Annotated in this window: 16 protein-coding genes; 9 read left to right on the plus strand and 7 right to left on the minus strand. The window is 65.9% G+C overall.

Annotated features, from left to right (window positions below; translation table 11 throughout):
- Window positions 1–6: 6 nt before the first annotated feature.
- Complete coding sequence (gene mtoX, locus GM672_RS09230) at window positions 7–1,347, minus strand: methanethiol oxidase (protein ID WP_211517343.1); 1,341 nt, start codon at window positions 1,345–1,347, stop codon at window positions 7–9.
- Window positions 1,348–1,554: 207 nt separating this feature from the next.
- On the opposite strand from mtoX, the gene GM672_RS09235 reads away from it, so the two are divergent.
- The 5 genes from GM672_RS09235 (at window position 1,555) to GM672_RS09255 (ending at window position 7,191) form a co-directional block, all read left to right on the plus strand.
- Window positions 1,555–3,903 carry a TonB-dependent receptor gene (locus tag GM672_RS09235; protein WP_229417643.1) on the plus strand — a complete coding sequence of 783 codons (2,349 nt, stop codon included), beginning with the start codon at window positions 1,555–1,557 and terminating at the stop codon, window positions 3,901–3,903.
- Window positions 3,904–4,237: 334 nt separating this feature from the next.
- Window positions 4,238–4,822 (plus strand): outer membrane beta-barrel protein, encoded by a 585-nt coding sequence (locus GM672_RS09240; RefSeq protein ID WP_155470234.1) that lies wholly within the window; start codon window positions 4,238–4,240, stop codon window positions 4,820–4,822.
- A gap of 207 nt (window positions 4,823–5,029) precedes the next feature.
- Window positions 5,030–5,533: a hypothetical protein gene (locus GM672_RS09245; protein WP_155470235.1), complete on the plus strand. Its 504-nt coding sequence runs from the start codon at window positions 5,030–5,032 to the stop codon at window positions 5,531–5,533.
- A gap of 30 nt (window positions 5,534–5,563) precedes the next feature.
- Window positions 5,564–6,481, plus strand: a complete 918-nt coding sequence (locus tag GM672_RS09250) for a DUF2167 domain-containing protein (protein WP_229417644.1) — start codon at window positions 5,564–5,566, stop codon at window positions 6,479–6,481.
- Between the two features lie 5 nt (window positions 6,482–6,486).
- Complete coding sequence (locus GM672_RS09255; RefSeq protein WP_155470236.1) at window positions 6,487–7,191, plus strand: site-2 protease family protein; 705 nt, start codon at window positions 6,487–6,489, stop codon at window positions 7,189–7,191.
- Between the two features lie 42 nt (window positions 7,192–7,233).
- On the opposite strand, the gene GM672_RS09260 is transcribed toward GM672_RS09255, so the two are convergent.
- Window positions 7,234–7,455: a hypothetical protein gene (locus GM672_RS09260; protein ID WP_155470237.1), complete on the minus strand. Its 222-nt coding sequence runs from the start codon at window positions 7,453–7,455 to the stop codon at window positions 7,234–7,236.
- A 154-nt stretch (window positions 7,456–7,609) separates the two neighbouring features.
- On the opposite strand from GM672_RS09260, the gene GM672_RS09265 reads away from it, so the two are divergent.
- Both GM672_RS09265 and GM672_RS09270 read left to right on the plus strand, forming a co-directional pair.
- Window positions 7,610–8,974, plus strand: a complete 1,365-nt coding sequence (locus GM672_RS09265) for a M28 family peptidase (protein ID WP_155470238.1) — start codon at window positions 7,610–7,612, stop codon at window positions 8,972–8,974.
- 112 nt (window positions 8,975–9,086) lie between these two features.
- Window positions 9,087–9,530, plus strand: coding sequence for a DUF805 domain-containing protein (locus GM672_RS09270; protein WP_170299996.1), 444 nt, complete (start codon window positions 9,087–9,089; stop codon window positions 9,528–9,530).
- Window positions 9,531–9,538: 8 nt separating this feature from the next.
- Here GM672_RS09270 and GM672_RS09275 read toward each other — a convergent pair whose 3' ends face one another.
- Complete coding sequence (locus GM672_RS09275; RefSeq protein ID WP_155470240.1) at window positions 9,539–11,158, minus strand: oleate hydratase; 1,620 nt, start codon at window positions 11,156–11,158, stop codon at window positions 9,539–9,541.
- A 207-nt stretch (window positions 11,159–11,365) separates the two neighbouring features.
- Window positions 11,366–14,020 (minus strand): aminopeptidase N, encoded by a 2,655-nt coding sequence (gene pepN, locus GM672_RS09280; protein WP_155470241.1) that lies wholly within the window; start codon window positions 14,018–14,020, stop codon window positions 11,366–11,368.
- Window positions 14,021–14,120: 100 nt separating this feature from the next.
- On the opposite strand from pepN, the gene GM672_RS09285 reads away from it, so the two are divergent.
- Window positions 14,121–14,573, plus strand: a complete 453-nt coding sequence (locus tag GM672_RS09285; protein WP_155470242.1) for a GNAT family N-acetyltransferase — start codon at window positions 14,121–14,123, stop codon at window positions 14,571–14,573.
- The gene (locus tag GM672_RS09290) at window positions 14,570–14,932 is read left to right on the plus strand and encodes a nucleotide pyrophosphohydrolase (RefSeq protein WP_155470243.1); all 363 of its coding nucleotides are present in this window, start codon (window positions 14,570–14,572) and stop codon (window positions 14,930–14,932) included. The genes GM672_RS09285 and GM672_RS09290 overlap by 4 nt, the downstream gene beginning before the upstream one ends.
- Before the next feature lie 18 nt (window positions 14,933–14,950).
- Here GM672_RS09290 and GM672_RS09295 read toward each other — a convergent pair whose 3' ends face one another.
- The 3 genes from GM672_RS09295 to GM672_RS09305 form a co-directional block, all read right to left on the minus strand.
- Complete coding sequence (locus GM672_RS09295) at window positions 14,951–15,850, minus strand: alpha/beta hydrolase (protein ID WP_229417645.1); 900 nt, start codon at window positions 15,848–15,850, stop codon at window positions 14,951–14,953.
- Window positions 15,851–15,925: 75 nt separating this feature from the next.
- Window positions 15,926–18,388: a TonB-dependent receptor plug domain-containing protein gene (locus GM672_RS09300; protein ID WP_155470244.1), complete on the minus strand. Its 2,463-nt coding sequence runs from the start codon at window positions 18,386–18,388 to the stop codon at window positions 15,926–15,928.
- 64 nt (window positions 18,389–18,452) lie between these two features.
- Window positions 18,453–18,950: a RidA family protein gene (locus tag GM672_RS09305; RefSeq protein ID WP_155470245.1), complete on the minus strand. Its 498-nt coding sequence runs from the start codon at window positions 18,948–18,950 to the stop codon at window positions 18,453–18,455.
- Window positions 18,951–18,980: the final 30 nt, after the last annotated feature.

Raw genomic sequence — 18,980 nt, forward strand, 5'->3', positions numbered from 1 at the left:
CGGTGATCAGCGGGGCGGCCCACTGCGGTCGGCGATGGTGGTGCTGTCGACGGGTGCGCTGCCGGCCGGCCGGGCGGTGAACTTCATGTGGTGGGCGCGGCCCAGCGCCTCCTTGGTGAAGTCGATTTTCCACTGCTCGCGCAGTTCCTTGCCGTCCCAGCTGAACAATTTGAGGAACTGCTCGTTGTCCGCACCCTTCTTGTCCCAGTTCGCCAGCAGGCTGCTGGTGACGTAGACCCGCTTGCCGTCCCAGCTCTGGCTGATCATATTGACCTGCTTGCCCGTGACCTTTTCGTAGACCTGCTTCGGCGCCGCCGGATCGCGCAGGTCGAACAGCCGCGTCTTGCCGTCCATGAAGGTGTTCACCCACAGGCTCTTTCCGTCCGCCGCGATGGAGATGTCGACGGGCAGCGGCGTCTTGGCCGGGTCGCCGATGGGCGCCACGTCGCGCGCCTGCCATTGCCCCGCCTTGTCCTGCCGGATCAGCCACAGCCTGGACGTGAGGGCCGTCGCCGTGATGGCCCAGTTGTCGCCCTCGTTCAGCGACCAGCGGATTTCCAGCGGCGCGCCCGGCGTGTCGAAGACTTTCGTCGGCCGCATGGCCTTGAAGTCCCACAGCACCATCGTGTTGCCGAACTGTTTCATCGCGGCCGGATCGGCGATCAGCTTGCCCAGGTCCGCCATGTAGTTCTTGTGGCCCGTGAAGCTGGACGTGAGCATGGCGTTCTTGCCGGGATTGATGGCGACATCGTAGCCGTAGCCATCCGCCTTCGCGCCGGGCATGGCGGTGGGGATGGGATAGCTGGCAACATACTCGCCCTTGTTGTTGTACACCACTAGGCCCGTCGCGCCGCCGTGGTCGCGGGCATTCGACAGGGTGCCCACCAGCATTCGGCCGGGGATGGGGTAGAAGGTATGCGGGCCGACATAACCGCTTTTGCCGACGAGGTCGGAAATCGTCTTGACCAGTTTCGGCCTGGCCGGATCGGTGCCGACGTCGAAGACGAAGATCTTGCTGTCGTCCAGGCGGCCGGCCCATAGATGGCGGCGGTCGTCCGTAAAGCCCATGTGGTGGGCCTCGCCGCGGCCCGGCACGGGCAGCACGTCGATCACCTTGCCGTATTTCTTCGACTTGGGATTGACGTCGACGGTGACAAGCTTGTCGTTGCCGTCGCCCATGCCGGGCACGCCCAGGGTCCAGACATGGAGAAAGTCTTCCTGGCCCTTGATCAGGTTGGCCATATACGGCGAGTTGCAGGTTTCGTCGGCGAGGGCCGGCGCGGGCGGCAAGGCCGAGGCAAGGAAGGAAGAAACAAGGCAAGCCAGCAGGGCACGCGAAGGTTTCATGGACATCTCCCGGAACGGTCGAAGTTTCTTGCCTATCATGCCACAGGCAAAGGGCCGGCGCCTGCCGGTGAATGACTGTCGCGCCGATCCAACATTGTTGCAAAATCAGAAATAGTGACGGGAGGCGTTGCTACAATCGACGGCTGTCCAATCAATACGTGCCCGGCCTGCCGCCGGGGTCGCGCTCTTCCCGCCATGAGGATGCCCATGAAAATTCGCCCCCCTGTCCTGCTGCGCCGCTCGCTCCTCGCCATGTGCGTGCAGGCGGCGCTGCTGCCCCACGGCGCCGCGCAGCAGGGGGCCCCGGACAGCCAGATCGAAGTAGTGACGGTGACGGCGCAAAAGCGCAAGGAAGACCCGGCCAAGGTGGCGATGAGCATTTCCGCCATCAGCGGCAACCAGCTGCAATCGCAGCACGTCAACGACATCACGGACCTGACGCGCGTCGTGCCCAATATTTCGTTCACGGCCGCCACCGGCAATGGCGGCGCCGGGCCCGGCACGTCCAATATCGAGATCCGCGGCATCAGCTCGGGCGCGGGCGCGGCCACGGTGGGCATCTACCTGGGCGACGTATCGCTTACGGTGGGCAATGTCTATACGATGGGCGCCGTCGAGCCGAAGTTCTTCGACATCGACCGCGTCGAAGTGCTGCGCGGCCCGCAGGCGACGCTGTATGGCGCCAGTTCGATGGGCGGCACCATCAAGTTCGTGCCGAACGAGCCTGACCTGCGGGACCGCGAGTTCAATACCTACGCCGAAACGTCCGCGCTGCGGGGCGGCGGCATCAATTACTCGGCTTCGGCCGTGGCCAACCTGCCGCTGGTGGCGAACGAACTGGCGCTGCGCGTGGGCGTGCAATCCCAGCGCGCCGGCGGCTTCATCGACCAGGTCGACGGCAACGGCGCCGTCATGGCCAAGGACATCAACCGGGTCGACGATGAGGAAGTGCGGGTGGCACTGAAATGGCAGCCCACGGCGGCCCTGACGGTGACGCCGTCGGTGTACTACCAGAAGGTCGATGCCAAGGACATTTCGGCGTTCAATATCGAGCTGCCCCGCTACCAGGCGCAGAAGCAGGTGCGCGAGCCGTCCAAGGACACCTTGCAGACGGCGACGGTGCTGGTCAACTGGGAGTTGGGATGGGGCGACCTGACGTCGAGCACCAGCTACTTCAAACGCAAGTTCGACCGCACCCAGAACGGCTCGGCCTACAACAGCTACTCGCTGTCGACCTTTTTGACGTCGACGGAAGACGGCGGCACGGCCCCGCCGGAACTGATCGACGCCATTGCCGGCCTGCCTTCGGCCGTCTACCTGAACAACCGGGTGCGCCAGGTGTCGCAGGAGCTGCGCCTGGCGTCGCGCCCGTATGACCAGGCTGTGTCGGCATGGACGTGGCTGGCGGGACTGTACACGTCCAACCAGCACACGAATATCGACGAGAACGACCCGATCTTCGGCGTCAACGACACCTTTGCCCGCTTCGGCTTCAGCAGCAGCGATCCGGCACTGTTGCCGGACGCCCGCCCCGGCGCCTTCCCGAACGACAATGCCTTCATGGGCATCTTTCACTATCACGAGCGCCAGCACTCCGTCTTCGGCGAAGCGAACTACTATTTCACGCCCGCGCTGCACGCGACGGTGGGCGCCCGCTACCTGAAAGGCACGTCGACCCTGGACCAGCAGAACGGCCTGTACCTGGCGGGCGCCGGCAATACGGGCAGCGCCCGCCTGTCGTCCACGGCCTTCATGCCGAAATATGCGCTGACGTGGGAAGTCGATCCGGCCCACACCGTCTATGGCACGGTGGCCAAGGGCTTCCGGCTGGGCGGCTCGAACGTGTTCGTGCCGCCCACCACCTGCGGTGACGACCTCGCGGCGAACGGCCTCGACGAAGGCCCTGCCACCTATGCGCCGGACAGCCTGTGGAACTACGAGCTGGGCAGCAAGTCGCGCTTCCTGAACAACCGCCTGTCCGTGAACGCTTCCGTGTTCTACGTCAAGTGGAAGAACATCCAGCAAGGCGTCTACCTGCCCACCTGCGCCTACACGTACAACGCCAACGCCGGCAATGCCGTCAGCAAGGGCATCGAGATCGACATCAAGGCCAAGCCCCTGCCCGGCCTGACCTTGAGCGCGGCCGGCGGTTACGTGAACGCGGAACTGTCGAACGACGAAGGCGTGCGCAACGGCGTCATCGGCGCGGTGCGCGGTGCCCAGGTACAGGGCGTGCCGAAATACAATGCCGCGCTCAGCGCCCAGTACAACTTCGTCGTCGCCGGCGACATCGGCGCGTTCGTGGCGGGCGGCATCCAGTGGGTCGGGCCCAGCAAGGGTTCGCTCAACCCCGAGCAGACGGACTACGAACGCCCGTCGTACCACACCGCCGACTTCAGCGGCGGCGCCGCTTTCGGCCGCTACAAGCTGAGCGTGTTCGTCAAGAACGCCTTCGACGACGACACCATCATCCAGCATCCGCAGGTGGCGTCGATCGTGCAGGGGTACCGGGTTGCGCCGCGCAGTATTGGTATGAGCCTGGCGGCGAAGTTCTGAGGTCGCCGGGGGCACCCGCGAACCCTGGCTGATGCTTCCCTGTGGACGGCCACCGTTCGCCGGGACAGCGTCCTGTACCGCCGGGAGGTGGCTTTGTGCCTGGTTCCTCTATTTGGCAACAACGTCTGGCCGGCATTCTCGAAATTTCTTGTTATCAATTTTGATTACTTTTGATACAATTCGGCCGCATCACTTCAGCCAGGCGTTTCGCGTACTTCGGCGAACGCTGCACCAATCAAACTAAAAACCACGGCACCGGATTGCTTTCAGCTGGCGCGAGCGGCATGGCCGTTATCGCCCCATCCCTGTTGCCGGTCCGTGCCATTGCTAAATCATGAAAAAAATCGTATTCGCCTTCTCGACCCTGCTTGCCACGATGGTCGCCGCCCACGCTCAAACCCCTGCCACCGCCGCGGCGCCAGTGCGCTTCCTGGCCGGCGCCGGCTTCAGCGGCGGCGGCGATGAGCTTGCCACCGCCAGCTACACCAATGGCGATTCGCAGGATATCCGCGCCGGCAAGGGCCTGTACCTGACCGCAGGTGCCGAGTACCGCGTCAGCCCGCAGGTTTCCGTGCAGGCCACGGTCAACTTCCATATCGACGACACCAATGCCGACAATGGCAGCATCCGGTTCCGCCGCTTCCCCGTGGAAGTGCTGGGCTACTACCACATCAACACCCAGTGGCGCGTGGGCGGCGGTGTGCGTTACATCAATGGCGCGAAGCTGACCAGCAGCGGCGCCGCCGCCGGCCTGGATACCAAGTTCGACAACTCGACCGGTGCCGTGCTGGAAGCCGAATACTTCTGGACGCCGAACTTCGGCATGAAGATGCGCTATGTGAACGAAACGTTCAAGGCCCGTGGTTATGAAGATGCCAAGGGCAACCACGTCGGCATCTCGGGCAACTACTACTTCTAAGCACGCAGCAGACGCCAGCATGCCAACGCCACTTTCGGGTGGCGTTGTTGCTTTACGACGAAACTCAATGCAATCTACGCCACGTTTGTTGCGTTGCAATAATATTCCGGCGCTTGTGACATTCGGAGAGATTGCGGACACGATTCTTCTCTAGAATCATTCCATTTGGCAATGTCACACTGCTGCCGCCCGACAGGAACCTTCCCCATGCTCAAATTTATCCCCTTGCTTGCTGCGCTCGTACTGACCGGTTGTGCCTCCATCACCGGCAAGCAGTTGCAGCCGCTGTCCGTTACCACCGTGTTCAACAACCAGGAAGTCGCCGGCATCGGCTGCACCCTGTCGAACGACACCGGAACGTGGTTCCTCAACAGCCCGGGTACGGCCACGATCCACAAAAGCACGGCCGACCTTGTGGTGGACTGCAAGCGCGAAGCGCTGGCGGGCACGTCGCGGGTGGAATCGGGGGCCAATATAAATGTCTGGGGCAACGTCATCGTTGGCGGCCTGATCGGCTATGTCGTCGACCGCCAGACCGGCGCCGGCTTCGACTATCCGAACACGCTGACCGTGATGATGCGCCAGGTGGGCGACACCAGCCCGGCGGTGAGCTTTGCGCCGGTCTCTCGCACCACGGCAACCCAGACGGCATTCCAGCCGGCGGCGCCGGGCCGCACGACCGCCGGCGCTTCCCGGCCGCAACAACCATAACGACAACAATCCACCACACAGGGAAGTCCCATGCTGATCAAAGCCCTCCTCTCCGCCATGCTGTGCCTGGCGCTGACGACCGCTGCCGTCCAGGCCGCCGCGCCTGCCGAACCCGCCGCCGCATCCGCCTCCACCGCCGCGGCATTGCTGGATTCGCTAAAATTCCAGCAAGGCAAAATCACGCTGCCGGGCGATATCGCCACCTTGGACCTGCCGGCCGGTTTTCGCTACCTGTCGCCGGCCGACGCGGGCCGCCTGCTGACGGAAGGCTGGGGCAATCCGCCCGGCATTGAAACCCTGGGCATGATCGTGCCGACGGCCGTCAATCCGCTGAGCCGCGAAGGCTGGGGCGTGGTCGTCACGTACGAAAAGGAAGGCCACGTCAAGGACGACGATGCCGACAGCATCAAGTACGACGAGCTGCTCAAGTCCATGCAGGAATCCATCGCCGCATCGAACGAGGAGCGCAAGAAGCAGGGCTATCAGCCGATGACCCTGGTCGGCTGGGCCGAAGCCCCGCATTACGACAAGGCCACCCACAAGCTGTACTGGGCCAAGGAACTGCACGGCGAAGGCGACACGCAGAACGGCCTGAACTACGGGGTGCGCGTGCTGGGACGCGAAGGCGTGCTGGTGCTGAACGCCGTGGCCGGCATGGACCAGATCGCGCAGGTGCGCAGCGAGATGAAGAACGTGACGGCGTTTTCCGATTTCACGCCCGGCAACCGCTATGCCGACTTCGACGAGAAGACGGACAAGGTGGCCGAGTACGGCATTGCCGCCCTGATCGCCGGCGGCGCCGCAGCCAAGCTGGGCCTGTTCGGCAAGCTGTTCGCCCTGGTACTGGCCTTCAAGAAGATCCTGCTGGTGGGCCTGCTGGCTGCCGGTGGCTGGCTCTTCAAGCTTCTGGGCCGCAAGTCCAAGGTCGACCTGGGCAAGCGCGGCTGAGGACGATGGGCAAACTCATCCTGTGGCTGTTCGCGGCCGGCAAAATGGGCAAGCTGCTGACGACGGGCGGCACGATGCTGCTGTCGCTGGTCGTCTACAGCTGGGTGTTCGGCTGGCGCTATGCGGCCGGCTTCGTGCTGCTGATCTTCGTGCACGAGATGGGCCACTACGTGGCGGCCCGCCAGCGCGGGCTGGACGTGGGCCTGCCGGCCATGATCCCGTTCGTCGGCGCGTGGGTGTCGCTGAAGGACCTGCCGCACGACGTGGAAACGGAAGCCTATGTCGGCTTCGGCGGCCCGCTGGCGGGCACCCTGGCGGCCATGTGCTGCTACTTCGCCGCCCGCGACACCGACAGCCAGCTGCTGCTGGCACTGGCCTACTCGGGCTGCATGCTCAACCTGATCAACCTGATCCCGCTGATGCCGCTGGATGGCGGCCGCATCACGGCGATCATCTCGCCCAAGGTGTGGCTGATTGGCGTGCCCCTGCTGGCGGCCCTGTTCTTCTACCGTCCCAGCCCGATGCTGATCCTTGTCGGCGTGCTGGCCATTCCCCAGCTGCAGGCGGCATGGCGGGGCGACCCGGGACCGAACCCGGGCTACTACACCGTCAAGCTGGAAAGCCGCATCAACTACGGCGTGCTGTATCTGGGCCTGGTGGCCTTCCTGGCCGTGATGAGCTACAGCATCCACGACATGATCAAGACCTGAGCAGGACGTGGGCCAAACCCGGGCCAAACCCGGGCCGCCGGCTTATTTTCGTTTTGCCGGCTTGGCTTCCTGCGCCGCCGCATGCAGCGCCTTGGCGTCGGCGTGGGCCTGGTCGACATTGCGCAGCGCTTCGATGTCGTCGTGGCGCACGAAAAATTCGGCGTCCTGTGCCCGCATCACCATCGTGATGGCCTGCTTTTCCGTCAGGTTGTATTTCTCGAACAGCAGGGTTGTCACTTCGTCCAGGTATTCTTCGTAAGTCATAGTGGTTCCATGGGGTTGAACCGCGCATTCTAGCGCAGGCGCGCAGCCCAGCCGCGGCAATGCCGGCCGGCCGTGGAATCGGGTAAGCTTATGCAAGCTTGTTTGAGCCGCACATCAAGCCACACCTTACGCCATCACCTGCACAAGGAAACCCATGCATCCACGTTCGACAACCCCACTGGCCCTGCTGCTGGCCGGCAGCTGCGCGATGGCCGCCGCCGCCCCCGTTACCGCCGGCGGCCCCACCCGCCAGGCCCAGATCGACGCCATCGTGCGCGACATCTCGCCGCAGCGCATCCGCGGCCATATCGAGAAGCTGGTCGGCTTCGGCACGCGCCACACGATGTCGGAAACGGAATCGGACACGCGCGGCATCGGCGCGGCGCGGCGCTGGATCAAGGCCGAGCTGGAACGCTGCGGCGCCGGGCGCCTGCAGGTGAGCTTCGACAGCCATGTGCATCCCGTGACGCCGCGGCTGTCGCGGCCGACGGAGATCGTCAACGTCGTCGCCACCCTGCCCGGCAGCCAGGCCGCGTCGAAGGAGCGCATGTATGTCGTGTCGGGCCACTACGATTCGCGGGTTTCCGACGTGATGGACTACACCAGCGATGCGCCCGGCGCCAACGACGACGCTTCCGGCACGGCCGCCGTGATGGAGCTGGCCTGCGTGATGGCGAAGCACCAGTTCGATGCCACCCTCGTCTTCATGGCCGTCGCGGCCGAGGAACAGGGCCTGTTCGGCGCCGGCCACTGGGCCGAGCAGGCCCGCAAGAACAACCTGAACGTGGCCGGCATGTTCACCAACGATATCATCGGCAGCTCCGTCAACGAGGACGGCAAGCGCGATAACAGGCAGGTGCGCCTGTTCGCCGAAGGCATCCCGGCGTTGAAGGAAGTGCCGGAGCCACTGCGCACCCTGATCCAGACGGGCGGCGAGAACGATTCGCCGTCGCGCCAGCTGGCCCGCCACGTCAAGGAAACGGGCGAACGCTACGTGAAGGACTTCAAGGTGACGGTGATCCAGCGGCGCGACCGCTACCTGCGCGGCGGCGACCATATCCCCTTCCTGGAACAGGGCTTCGCGGCGCTGCGCTTCACGGAACCGGCCGAGGACTTCCGGCACCAGCACCAGGACCTGCGCAAGGAAGGCGGCACCCAGTTCGGCGACCTGATCGAATTCGTCGACGTCGACTACACGGCCAAGGTCGCACGCATCAACGCCGCCGCGCTGGCCTCGCTGGCGCTGGCGCCGGCCGCCCCGCGCGACGTCAAGGTGCTGACGGCGAAGCTGGACAACAAGACCGACCTGGCCTGGCAGCCCAACACGGAGCCGGACCTGGCCGGCTACCGCGTCGTGTGGCGCGAGACGACGGCGGCCAACTGGCAGGGCGCAAAATTCGTCGGCAACGTGACCGCGTTCCGCAGCGAGCTGTCGAAGGACAATGTCTTCTTCGGCGTGCAGGCGGTGGACAAGGACGGCAACGTCAGCCCGGCGACGTATCCATTGCCGCAGCGCTGAGTCAAACGTCCTTTCACCGCGCAGGCGCTTTCGGCCAGGCGCTTAGGATGGATCATCGCACCCGCTCCGTGCCGGGGCGATGATCGGCTTTCACCCGTTCCAGGAGAAAGCCATGCCGCACACCCTCCCCTTCATGCACGTCCCGCAGGCCTGGCCGCCCCGCATCGGCCGGCTGCGCTTCGGCCTGTCGATGGTCGCGACCGGGGTCGCCGTCATGGCGGCAATGCTGCTGGCCATGCACCTTCCTTCCCTAGCCATGACCGGGACTACCGTCATCATGGGCGTGGCCTGGGCGGCGACCATTGCCGCCATGGGGCTGGCCGGCATCGGCCGGCTGAAGGACATCGGCTGGCCCCTGTGGCTGGCCGCGGGCCTGTTCCTCCCTTTCGTCGGGCTGGCGCTGTTCGGGTGCCTGCTGTTCGTGCCCGGCACACCGGGCGCCAGCCGCCATGGCGATGCGCCCGAGCCGCGCATCGAACGAGCCTGGGCACGGCGGCTGGGCACCGCGATCTTCGCCAGCCTGGCCCTGGCGCTCGCGTTCGACGTGTTGCGCTGAACCCGGGCTCAGTGAAACGCCACCTCCAGCGCCTGCCAGCCCACCTTCGGATCGAGCAGCCCGTTGTAGATGTCCGGGATCTCGCGCTCGATGCCGAGCAGCGCGTAAGCGGCCAGCATGGCGCAGCGCACCGAGTACTCCACGGTGAAGACGACATCGTCCTCCATCTCGACGAACTGGCCGAGGAAGGCGAAGTTGCGCGTCCCTTGCGGCAGCACGGCCGGCCGGTCGCCCGGTGCGCGGCAGGCGAACAGCGCCGAGGCATACGGCAGCATGACGGTAGTGACATCGGTGGTCGCCAGCACGTGTTCCAGGATGTCGTCGAATCCAAGCTGGCGCACCAGCTCCGTCAGGATCTCGCGGCCCGTGGCGGCGCTCATCGCCTTTTTCACGTAGTCGCCGTCGCTGTCGATGTCGAAGCCGTAGCCCCACAAGGTCGCCGTGCCGGCGGGAAGACCGGCGAAATGGGGCTGGTAAGGCACGACGATGGACAGGTGCCAGCCCGATTCGAACCACGTCATCAGCGCGCCCGTGCCCGGCTCGTTGCCCGTGCTGGCGGCGATCCGGCGCAGCAGCACGTCGTCGTGCATCGTCAAGGTGAACGACTCCCATTTATGCTCGTCGATGTTACCGTAGAAGGCGGCGGGGCGGCCGAAGTCCGGTGCCTTGCGGGCGATGTTCTGCCACAGCGACCAGCCATGGTCGCGCCGGTCGCGCACCAGGGCCGGTACGGTATCGTTGTCGCCATAGGTGGAATCGGCCGTGATCGAGCCAAGCGTGAAGAAGGCAAGATCCGACTCGCCCAGTGCGATTTCGCCGCCGCCGGCCGCCGTCTCGATGACGAGGCGGCAGGCGCGGCGCCCGCCATCGGCCTGCGTCACGAACTCGGCATCCGTCACGCGGGTGCCGAAGCGCACGTCGACACCTTGTGCCGTCAGCCACTGCTGCAGCGGCACCACCAGCGAATCGTACTGGTTGTAGCGTGTGCGCTTCACGCCGGCCAGCGTGTGAATGCGGGGGAACTCCTGCACGAAACGCAGGAAGTAGCGGCGCAGTTCGACGGCGCTGTGCCACTTCTGGAAGGCGAACGTGGTTCGCCACATGCGCCAAAAATTCGTCTGGAAGAAGTGCTCGTCGAAGAATTCGTCGATGCGCCGGCTGCCGATCAGTGCTTCCGGCAGCGCCAGCAGCCGCAGCATCTGGGCCCGGTTGGTGGCCGAGAAACCGAGCTTCGCCGCGTCGATGACGTGGTGCGCGCTGTCGATCAGCCGCGCCTGGGCATGCGTCTTCACGTCGGCATTGAAGCGGCGGCATTCCTCGCGCACGGAAATGGATGGATCGTCGCGCGCGGGGATGGTCTCGAACAGGTCCCACAGGCACAGGTAGGTCTCGTCGGTCAGCATGCGCCCGCCCCGCGTGACCCATGCATGCCGCTCGCCTGGCGCCGCCGCCCCATCGAGCGCGCCGCCTGGCAGCACCGTCTCTTCGAGGATATGGATGTTCACCGCGGGCACGTGGCCGTCGCGGATCGCGAACGCGGCGACGGCCATGCCGGCGATGCCGCCGCCGACGATCCACAGCTGGACGCGGTCGCGGTCTATCTGCGGGTTGAGGATGGGCGCTTTCATGTTTGACCTTTTCTTGTTGTTGGACAGGTCCGGCACCGATATCGGATGAGCAGCACCAGGGACAAGGGCCATGCTAGCGATTGTGTCCCTCTGTCAACTTTGATCCAGGTCAAATTCCGCAGTCTCTTTCTAGAGGGGCTGCTCGGTTGCGGCTGGCAAAAAAAACGCCGGCTGCAAGACCGGCGTTCATCACTGCGGTAACAATGCTCAGTCCAGCGGCACCGTCAGCGCGGCGCGGATGGCCACGCAGCGGGCGTCTTCCTGGTGGCGCTCCAGCAGCGCACGGCGTGCGCCGGCCGACAGCGTGGTCTGGCTTGCTGCCGCATCGGCCAGGCGCTGCACGCTTTGCGGCGTGCAGTTGGCCGGGATCAGGGTGGCCGCATAGCTGCGCATGAAGACGGGGCCGGCGGCCTTGTCCAGTTCCGGCAGGCGCGCCAGGCGGCTCGCCGCCGTCTGTTCGGCCAGCGCCGCCTGCGATGGCGGATACAGGTTTTCCATCGCCGTGCGGATGCGCGAGAACGGCAGCTTCGATTGCGTGTCGCCGATCTGCGCGAGCCATTCGGCCTTGACCTTCGTATCGGGACGGGCGACGGTGGCCGCCAGCGCGGCGTTCTGGCCGGTGTCGGATTTGTCCCGTGCCTGCTCGGCCGCCAGCAGCGCGGCGCTGCCCGGGTGATCGCGCTCGTTCAGTTGCTCGACGATGGCCCAGCGCACGTCCTGGCCGATGGCCAGGCCCTGCGGCAGCTTGTGTCCGGCCAGCAGGCCGGCCAGGCGGTCGAGTGCCGGCTTGCTGTCGGCCACTTCGATGTAGGTGGTCAGCCAGCGGCGCTGGAAGTTCGCGTCCGCACCCGTCTGCACACCCTGCCATGCCATCTTCTCCAGGGCCTGCGCACTCTTCTTCGTGTACGCCGCGCGCGGCGCCATCTTCTCCAGGTACGCCTGGCCGGCTTCCACCTTGTCCAGCACATTGCCCAGCAAGGCGTAGTCCGTCTCGCGCGGCGCATTGTTCAGGGCCGTCTGCAGGAAGTCGTTCAGCGGCAGCGCGCCGTCGCGCACGCCGTCCCACATGCTTTGCCACAGCATCGTGCGCAGCAGCGGGTCGGCCACCTTGCTGACGTCGCGGCGTGCCGTGGCGAAGGAACGGGGATCGAGCTTCACCTTGACGAAGCCCCAGTCCTCGTAGTTCGGATAGACCAGGTCGGGGCAGGCCGCGCCGACCAGCTCCGGCACCGCCGTATTGGCGCCCTGGTACGTGACGGCGACCTTGCGGTCCAGCGCCAGCGCCCTGCCCTGCGTGCGCATCAGGGCCACCTGCACGCGCTGCTCGCGCAGCACGGGATGCGCTTGCGGCGCCGTCTGCGCCAGGGTGAAGCCGTCGATCTTGCCGCCCTTGCAGCTGTAGTTCGCCGCGATGGTGTTCACGCCGGGCTGGTACAGCCACTGCTGCGTCCATTGCGACAGGTCACGGCCGGCGGCCTGGCCCAGGCTGCCGATGAAGTCGTCCAGCTGTGCGTTCTGGAACTGGTACTTGACGAGGTAGTTGTGCACGCCCTTGCGGAAGGTTTCCTCGCCCAGCAGGTGGCGCAGCTGCTTCAGGGTGGAGGCGCCCTTGGCGTAGGTGATGGCGTCGATATTGTCGAAGGCGTTGGCCGTGGTGGGCACCGGCACTTCGATCGGGTGCGTGCCTGGCGAATCGTCCAGCCGGTAGGCGTTCGTCTTGCCGTTCGAGTAGAAGTACTGCCAGGCGTTCTTGAACTCCGTCGATTCGGCCGTGCCCAGCGTCCCCATGAACGAAGCGAAGCTCTCGTTGAGCCACAGGCCGTTCCACCATTTCATCGTCACCAGGTCGCCGAACCACTGGTGCGCCATCTCGTGCATGATGACACTGGCCAGCGAGTGGCGCTGCGCCGTCGTCATCTTGTCCTTGTGCAGGAAGCGCGCCTCCGCGAACGTGACGGCGCCGGCATTTTCCATCGCGCCGTACAGGAAGTCCGGCACCAGCAGCTGGTCGTATTTCTCGAACTGGTAAGGGATGCCGAAGTACTCGTCGAAGAAGCCCAGGCCCTGGCGGGTGTAGTTGAACCACACGGCGGGGTCGATCTGCGCCGCCACCGACTGGCGCGCGAACAGGCGCATCGGGTATTTCGCGCTGTGGTCTTCCCACACCTTGTACGGTCCTGCATGCAGCGAGAAGTTATAGGGCGACAGCTTCTTCGTGGCGGGGAACACCCAGCGCCTGGCACCCTGCGCATCCTGCACCGAGCTCTCGCGCGTGGTCGATACGACGGTCCAGTCGGCGGGCGCCGTCACGTTGACCTGGTAGGTCGCCTTCAGGTCCGGCTGGTCGAACAACGCGAACATCTGGTGCGCCGCGGCGGGCTCGAAATGCGAGTAGGTGTAGACGCGGCCGTCGACCGGGTCGACCATGCGGTGCAGCCCTTCGCCATTGGTGCTGTGCAGGCGCTCGAAGCTGACCACCACCGTGTTGCGGCCCGTTTTCAGGTCGCCGGCGGCCAGGGTGATGAACCAGTTGTTGTACTGCGGCGTGACGGTCTTGCCGTTCACGGTCAGCGACTTGATGGTGGCCTTGTCCAGGTCCACCGTCAGCGGCGTGCCGGCGTCGTTCAGGTCGAACTGCAGCGTCGTCGTGGCGGCAAAGGTCTCCTTGCCCGTCAGCGTGAAGTCGAGCTGGTAGGCCACGTTCGACACGCGTGCGGAGCGCGCCTGCGCATCGGCCTGCGACAGCCAGGCATTGTCCGCACGGGTGCCCGGCACGGCTACGGCAGCGCCGGCAGCGGGTATGCCGGTCAGCAGCGTGGCGCCGAAGGCCAGCGCCAGGGCTTGGGAGAGTAGCGTTTTCATGGTGTCCTTGTGAGTGTCCAGCCCCCGGCCTGCCCCGGGCGGCGCGGGGATGATACCATCAGGGCCACCAAATAATTATCTGAAAACACCCGCCAAAACCATGCAGATCGCCTTCGAAACCGCCGACCAGCCGGACGTCCACGCGCTGATCGAGGAACTGGACACCTACCTGTATTCGCTCTATCCGCCCGAGAACGTGTATGCGCTGGACATCTCGTCGCTGACGCAGCCGAACGTGCTGTTCGCCGTGGCCCGCGCCACCGACGGCGCCCCGCTCGGCTGCGCCGCCATCGTCGTCACGCCGGCTTTCGGCGAAGTCAAACGGATGTACGTGCGTCCCGCCGCACGCGGCCAGGGTGTGGCCCGCCGCCTGCTGGAAACGCTGGAAGACGCCGCCCGCGGCCAGGGCTGCCGCTCCCTGATGCTGGAAACCGGCCCGACGATGCCCGAAGCGCTGGCCCTGTATGAACGCCTGGGATACAAGCACCGGGGCGCGTTCGGCGACTATCCGGACGACCCGCTGTCCGTCTTCATGGCCAAGACCTTGCCATGAGCACCGCGCCGGCCGACACGCTGACCCAGCTGCGCGACCTGACCCGCGCCTTTGCCGCGGAGCGCGACTGGCAGCAGTTCCACACGCCGAAGAACCTGGCAATGGCCCTGTCGGTCGAAGTGGCGGAGCTGGCCGAACATTTCCAGTGGCTGCCAACGGGAGCGCCGGAAGAACTGGACGAGCGCAAGCGCGAAGGCATCCGCCACGAACTGGCCGACGTGCTGCTGTACCTGGTGCAGCTGGCCGACCGGACCGACGTCGACCTGCGTGCCGCCGCGCTGGAAAAGCTGGCGTTGAATGCCGAGAAGTACCCGGTCGCGCAGGTGCGGGGGGATGCGCGCAAGTACGACGAGTATTGACGCCGGCGTGCGGCAAGCTTACGGCAACCCAAGTGCCTTGCGGATTTCGCGCCCGACGATGCCCCAGGCTGGCGACTGGGCCGACACTTCGTCGTAGTGGCTGGCGCCTGGCAGCACGATGACTTCGGCCGCATCGCCGGCGGCGCGGGCGCGTTCGGCGTAGGCCGTGCCCGTCGATGGCGGCGAGACCGTATCGTGCTCGCCGTGGATCAGCACCGTGCGGATGGCGGCCGGCAGCATCTCGGCCGGCGATGTGTCGGCGAAGACGTCCGGGCGCGCAGCGCTTGGCACACCGGCCAGCTGCACGGTGTCGCGTTCGCAGCTGCTCTTGATCAGCGCCGCCTGCAGGCGCAGGTCGGCCAGGCCACCAAGGCTGATTACCGTCGGCAGCGCCAGCGGCGCCTGCACCCAGGCCGGGCTCGACACCGGCAGGCGGTGGCGCGACGCGGCCCACTGCGCCAGGTGGCCACCGGCCGAGTGGCCCACCGCGACGACGCGCTGCAGGTCGAGCCGGTGTTCGGCCGCCGCGTCCTTCAGGCGATCGACCGCCGTGGCGATGTCCTGGTACATGCCGGGGTAGCCGCCGCCCGCTTCGTCGTACCGGCGGTATTCCACGTTCCACACGGCGATGCCTTGCGCCTTCAGGGCACCGGCCATATTGCGCATCTGCCCGATACCGCCGAACTCCACGGTCCAGCAGCCGCCATGCACCAGCACGACCACGGGAAACGGGCCCTTGCCCGCGGGGCGGAACAGTTCCGCGAACTGGGACGGCGCCGGACCATAGGCGATGCGGGCATCGGGCTGCGGGCCTGACAGGGCCAGGTAGTCCTGCAAGGTCATCGGCGCAGCGGCGGCGCCGGCGGCACCGACCAGGGTGGCCGCGGCCAGCAGCGAATGGCGGAAAGGCTTGAACATGGCATCCTTGAAAAAAAACAGGGCAGAGCGCAGCATACCGCGCCCTGCCCTGCCGTGTCACCGCCATGCTCCCGATCAGAACTTGAAGCTGGCGCGCGCGTAGTAATAGCCGCCGTTGATGCCGAACGGCGAGAACGACGGGTAGATCGTCACGGCCGCATTGTTCAGGTCCGCCCGGTAGGTTGCCAGCAGGTCGCCATTGACCTGGTCCGGGTACTTGTTGAACAGGTTATTGGCGCCGGCCGTGACGGTCCAGTGGTTGTTCACCTTGTAGCTCAGCTCCAGGTCCGTGACGGCTGCCGTGCCGATCGCGTTCTTGAAGAAGACGCCGCCGTCCGGCGACTCCCAGTTGTACGACTTGCCGTAGATGGCTTCGCGCAGGTTGACGGTCCACTGGCCCAGCCTCCACAGCGCGCCCAGGTTGACGCGCGCACGGGGCGACGCCGTCTCCAGGTTCGAGATGGCATTGCGGTCCAGCAGCGTCTGCGGCACCAGCTGGGTCGGGGCCTGGTTGATCTTCGTGACGCGCACCTGGTTGTAGTTCGCCGCCACCGACCAGTCGACCCGCCCCAGATCGCCGTAGTTGCTGTTCATCGTCGCCACCATCTCGATGCCCCGCGAGCGCGTGTTGACGGCGTTCGAGAAGATGTTGATGCCCGTCTCGCTGACGGTGGGGTCGAGCACGTTGCCGTTGGCGAGGATAGCCGCCACCACGGCCGGCGAGTTGACGGCGCCGCCCGAGCCGTACAGGGCGCCGCTGCCGACGATGCGGTCGCGGATGCTGATCTTGTAGGCGTCGATCGTCACGGAGATATTGCTGGCCGGGTTCAGCACGATGCCGGCGGACAGGTTGGTGGATGCCTCGGGCTTCAGGCCGTCGATGCCGACCAGCCTGGCGCCGGCGGAATTGGGCGCCAGCTGCACGAAGGCGCTGGTGGGCGAGACGTTGGTGGCCGAGTAGTACTGCTCCGCCAGCGTCGGTGCGCGAAAGCCGTTGCTGTAGGTGCCGCGCAGCGCCACGGTGGGCGTGAAGTCGTAGCGGCTCGTCAGCTTGCCCACCTTGGCCTTGCCGAAATCGCTGAAGTGCTCGTAGCGCCCGGCCAGGTCGACCGTCAGCCCGGCCAGCGGGAAGCTGATGAAGTTGGCGTAGATGGCCTTGTTGTTGCGATCGTGCTTGCCGGCGTCCGTCAGCGAAAAGCCCGGATACGACTGCGAGCCTTCCTTGTAGCGCGAGCCAGGGTCGCCCGCCACGATTTCATAGCGGTCGACACGGTGTTCCAGGCCCATGGCGAAGGTGGACGGCTTGGCCCAGCCCATGTCCAGCTCGCGGCTGACGTCGACGTTATTGGTCCACTGGCTGGCGATGAATTCGCCGGCCGAGAACACCGTGGGCGTCGCGCCCGTGTCGTTGTACAGCGAGACGTTGGCCGTGTCCTCGACACCGATCCTGGCCTTGTCGCGGCCGTAGGTGGTGGAGAGCTCCCAGTTCCATGCGCCGCCGGCCTTGCCGCGGATGCCGCCCGTGACGGCATAGTCGGTTTCCTTCATGGTTTCCTTCGGATCGAAACCGAGCGGGTACACGGCCGGCAGGCGGCTGGGCATGCGGTAGTTCTCGTGCGCGCGGGCGCGCTTGTGGCCGGCCGTGGCGAACAGGTACAGCGACGTGTCGTCGTCGATGTCGTAGCCGCTGTTCAGGGCCAGGGTGTGCAGGTGGTACTGGGCGTCGCCGGAGATCTTGTTCAGGTAGGGGTAGCCGGGCGCCTGCAGCAAGGGCTGGTTGGCCAGGTTGTTCGCATCGAGCACGCGCGGGTCGATGCCGCCACGGTCGCTGTAGTCGTGGTAGCGCGATTCGGCCGTGATGCTGATGAAGGCATTGGCCATCGGCGTGAAGCCGATGTTGGCGGTGCCGTCGCCGGTGGTGCCGCCGCCGTCGCCGTAGCCGCCGCCGTTGACGTTCCCCGACAGGCCCTGGTTGTTCGACTTCAGGATGATGTTGACGACGCCGGCGATGGCGTCGGTGCCGTATTGGGCGGCCGCGCCATCCTGCAGCACTTCGATATGGTCGATGGCGGCCACGGGGATGTAGTTCAGGTCGGCCGCTGCGCCGCCCTGGTAAGGCCCGCCCAGCACGGCCAGGTTGGCGGTGCCGTGGCGGCGCTTGCCGTTCACCAGCACCAGCGTGTTATTCGGGGACAGGCCCCGCAAGCGCGCCGACAATGTCAGGTTGGCGGTGTCGCCGCCGAAGGCCTGCGCCGTGAACGACGGGATGTTCTGCGCGATGGCCTGGATCAGGTCGGGCTGGCCGGTGCGCTGCAGCGAAGCGGCGTCCAGCACCTGGATGGGCGAGGCGCTGTTCTCCGCCTTCAGGCCGCTGGCGCGGGTGCCGGTAACGATGACGGCGCCCACGGCGACGGGCGCGCCGGCGGCACCGGCCATGCTTTCCGATTGGGGATCGGCGGCGGCTTCGGGGGCGGCGAGGGAGAATCCGGAGTGCAGCAACATGGCGGCGGCGCCCGATGTGATGATGGCCTTGTGCATTGCTAGTCCTTTTTTTCTGGTAAAGAGGGAGAAACCGGGGTGCTGCGACAGCGCGCGATGGCGACTATTTCCTGGCGGCGGTGACCTCGATCTCGACCAGCCAGCCGGGCGAATTCAGGCCCGCCACCTGCATCACGGCGCGTGCCGGCAGGTTCGGCTGCGCGGCGGCCGCGCCGAAGAACTGCGTGTAGCCTTCCATGAAGCCCTTGACGTCGGCACGGCCGCCCTTGGCCGGATCGCCCACCAGGAAGACCTGCATCTTGACGACGTCGCCCATCGCCAGGTGCATCGACTTCAAAATCTCGTCGATTTTCTTCAGTACCCCCACGGTCTGGGTTTTCGTGTCGCCGTAGGCGGCCAGCGAATCGGGGTTGGCCGCCTTGTCGACCACGGGCGGCACCTGACCGCTGATGAAGTGGATGGTGGCGTTGGCCGGCACGGTGACGGCCTGCGCGATGGGAAAATCGGAGCCGGGGATCTTGTGGCGCACGATCTCCTGGGCGCCGGCGGCGGTGGCGAGGCTCGATGCGAGCAAGGCGGCGGCAATGTGGGTCTTTTTCATGGTGGCTCTTTCAGGGTTGTGCAGCATTGG

It is taken from the genome of Pseudoduganella buxea (assembly GCF_009720835.1).
Classification (GTDB): Bacteria; Pseudomonadota; Gammaproteobacteria; order Burkholderiales; family Burkholderiaceae_D; genus Rugamonas; species Rugamonas buxea.

Coding starts and splice junctions, on each gene's coding strand:
- mtoX (WP_211517343.1), bottom strand. CDS start 1,347: ATGAAACCTTCGCGTGCCCTGCTGGCTTGCCTTGTTTCTTCCTTCCTT.
- GM672_RS09235 (WP_229417643.1), top strand. CDS start 1,555: ATGAAAATTCGCCCCCCTGTCCTGCTGCGCCGCTCGCTCCTCGCCATG.
- GM672_RS09240 (WP_155470234.1), top strand. CDS start 4,238: ATGAAAAAAATCGTATTCGCCTTCTCGACCCTGCTTGCCACGATGGTC.
- GM672_RS09245 (WP_155470235.1), top strand. CDS start 5,030: ATGCTCAAATTTATCCCCTTGCTTGCTGCGCTCGTACTGACCGGTTGT.
- GM672_RS09250 (WP_229417644.1), top strand. CDS start 5,564: ATGCTGATCAAAGCCCTCCTCTCCGCCATGCTGTGCCTGGCGCTGACG.
- GM672_RS09255 (WP_155470236.1), top strand. CDS start 6,487: ATGGGCAAACTCATCCTGTGGCTGTTCGCGGCCGGCAAAATGGGCAAG.
- GM672_RS09260 (WP_155470237.1), bottom strand. CDS start 7,455: ATGACTTACGAAGAATACCTGGACGAAGTGACAACCCTGCTGTTCGAG.
- GM672_RS09265 (WP_155470238.1), top strand. CDS start 7,610: ATGCATCCACGTTCGACAACCCCACTGGCCCTGCTGCTGGCCGGCAGC.
- GM672_RS09270 (WP_170299996.1), top strand. CDS start 9,087: ATGCCGCACACCCTCCCCTTCATGCACGTCCCGCAGGCCTGGCCGCCC.
- GM672_RS09275 (WP_155470240.1), bottom strand. CDS start 11,158: ATGAAAGCGCCCATCCTCAACCCGCAGATAGACCGCGACCGCGTCCAG.
- pepN (WP_155470241.1), bottom strand. CDS start 14,020: ATGAAAACGCTACTCTCCCAAGCCCTGGCGCTGGCCTTCGGCGCCACG.
- GM672_RS09285 (WP_155470242.1), top strand. CDS start 14,121: ATGCAGATCGCCTTCGAAACCGCCGACCAGCCGGACGTCCACGCGCTG.
- GM672_RS09290 (WP_155470243.1), top strand. CDS start 14,570: ATGAGCACCGCGCCGGCCGACACGCTGACCCAGCTGCGCGACCTGACC.
- GM672_RS09295 (WP_229417645.1), bottom strand. CDS start 15,850: ATGTTCAAGCCTTTCCGCCATTCGCTGCTGGCCGCGGCCACCCTGGTC.
- GM672_RS09300 (WP_155470244.1), bottom strand. CDS start 18,388: ATGCACAAGGCCATCATCACATCGGGCGCCGCCGCCATGTTGCTGCAC.
- GM672_RS09305 (WP_155470245.1), bottom strand. CDS start 18,950: ATGAAAAAGACCCACATTGCCGCCGCCTTGCTCGCATCGAGCCTCGCC.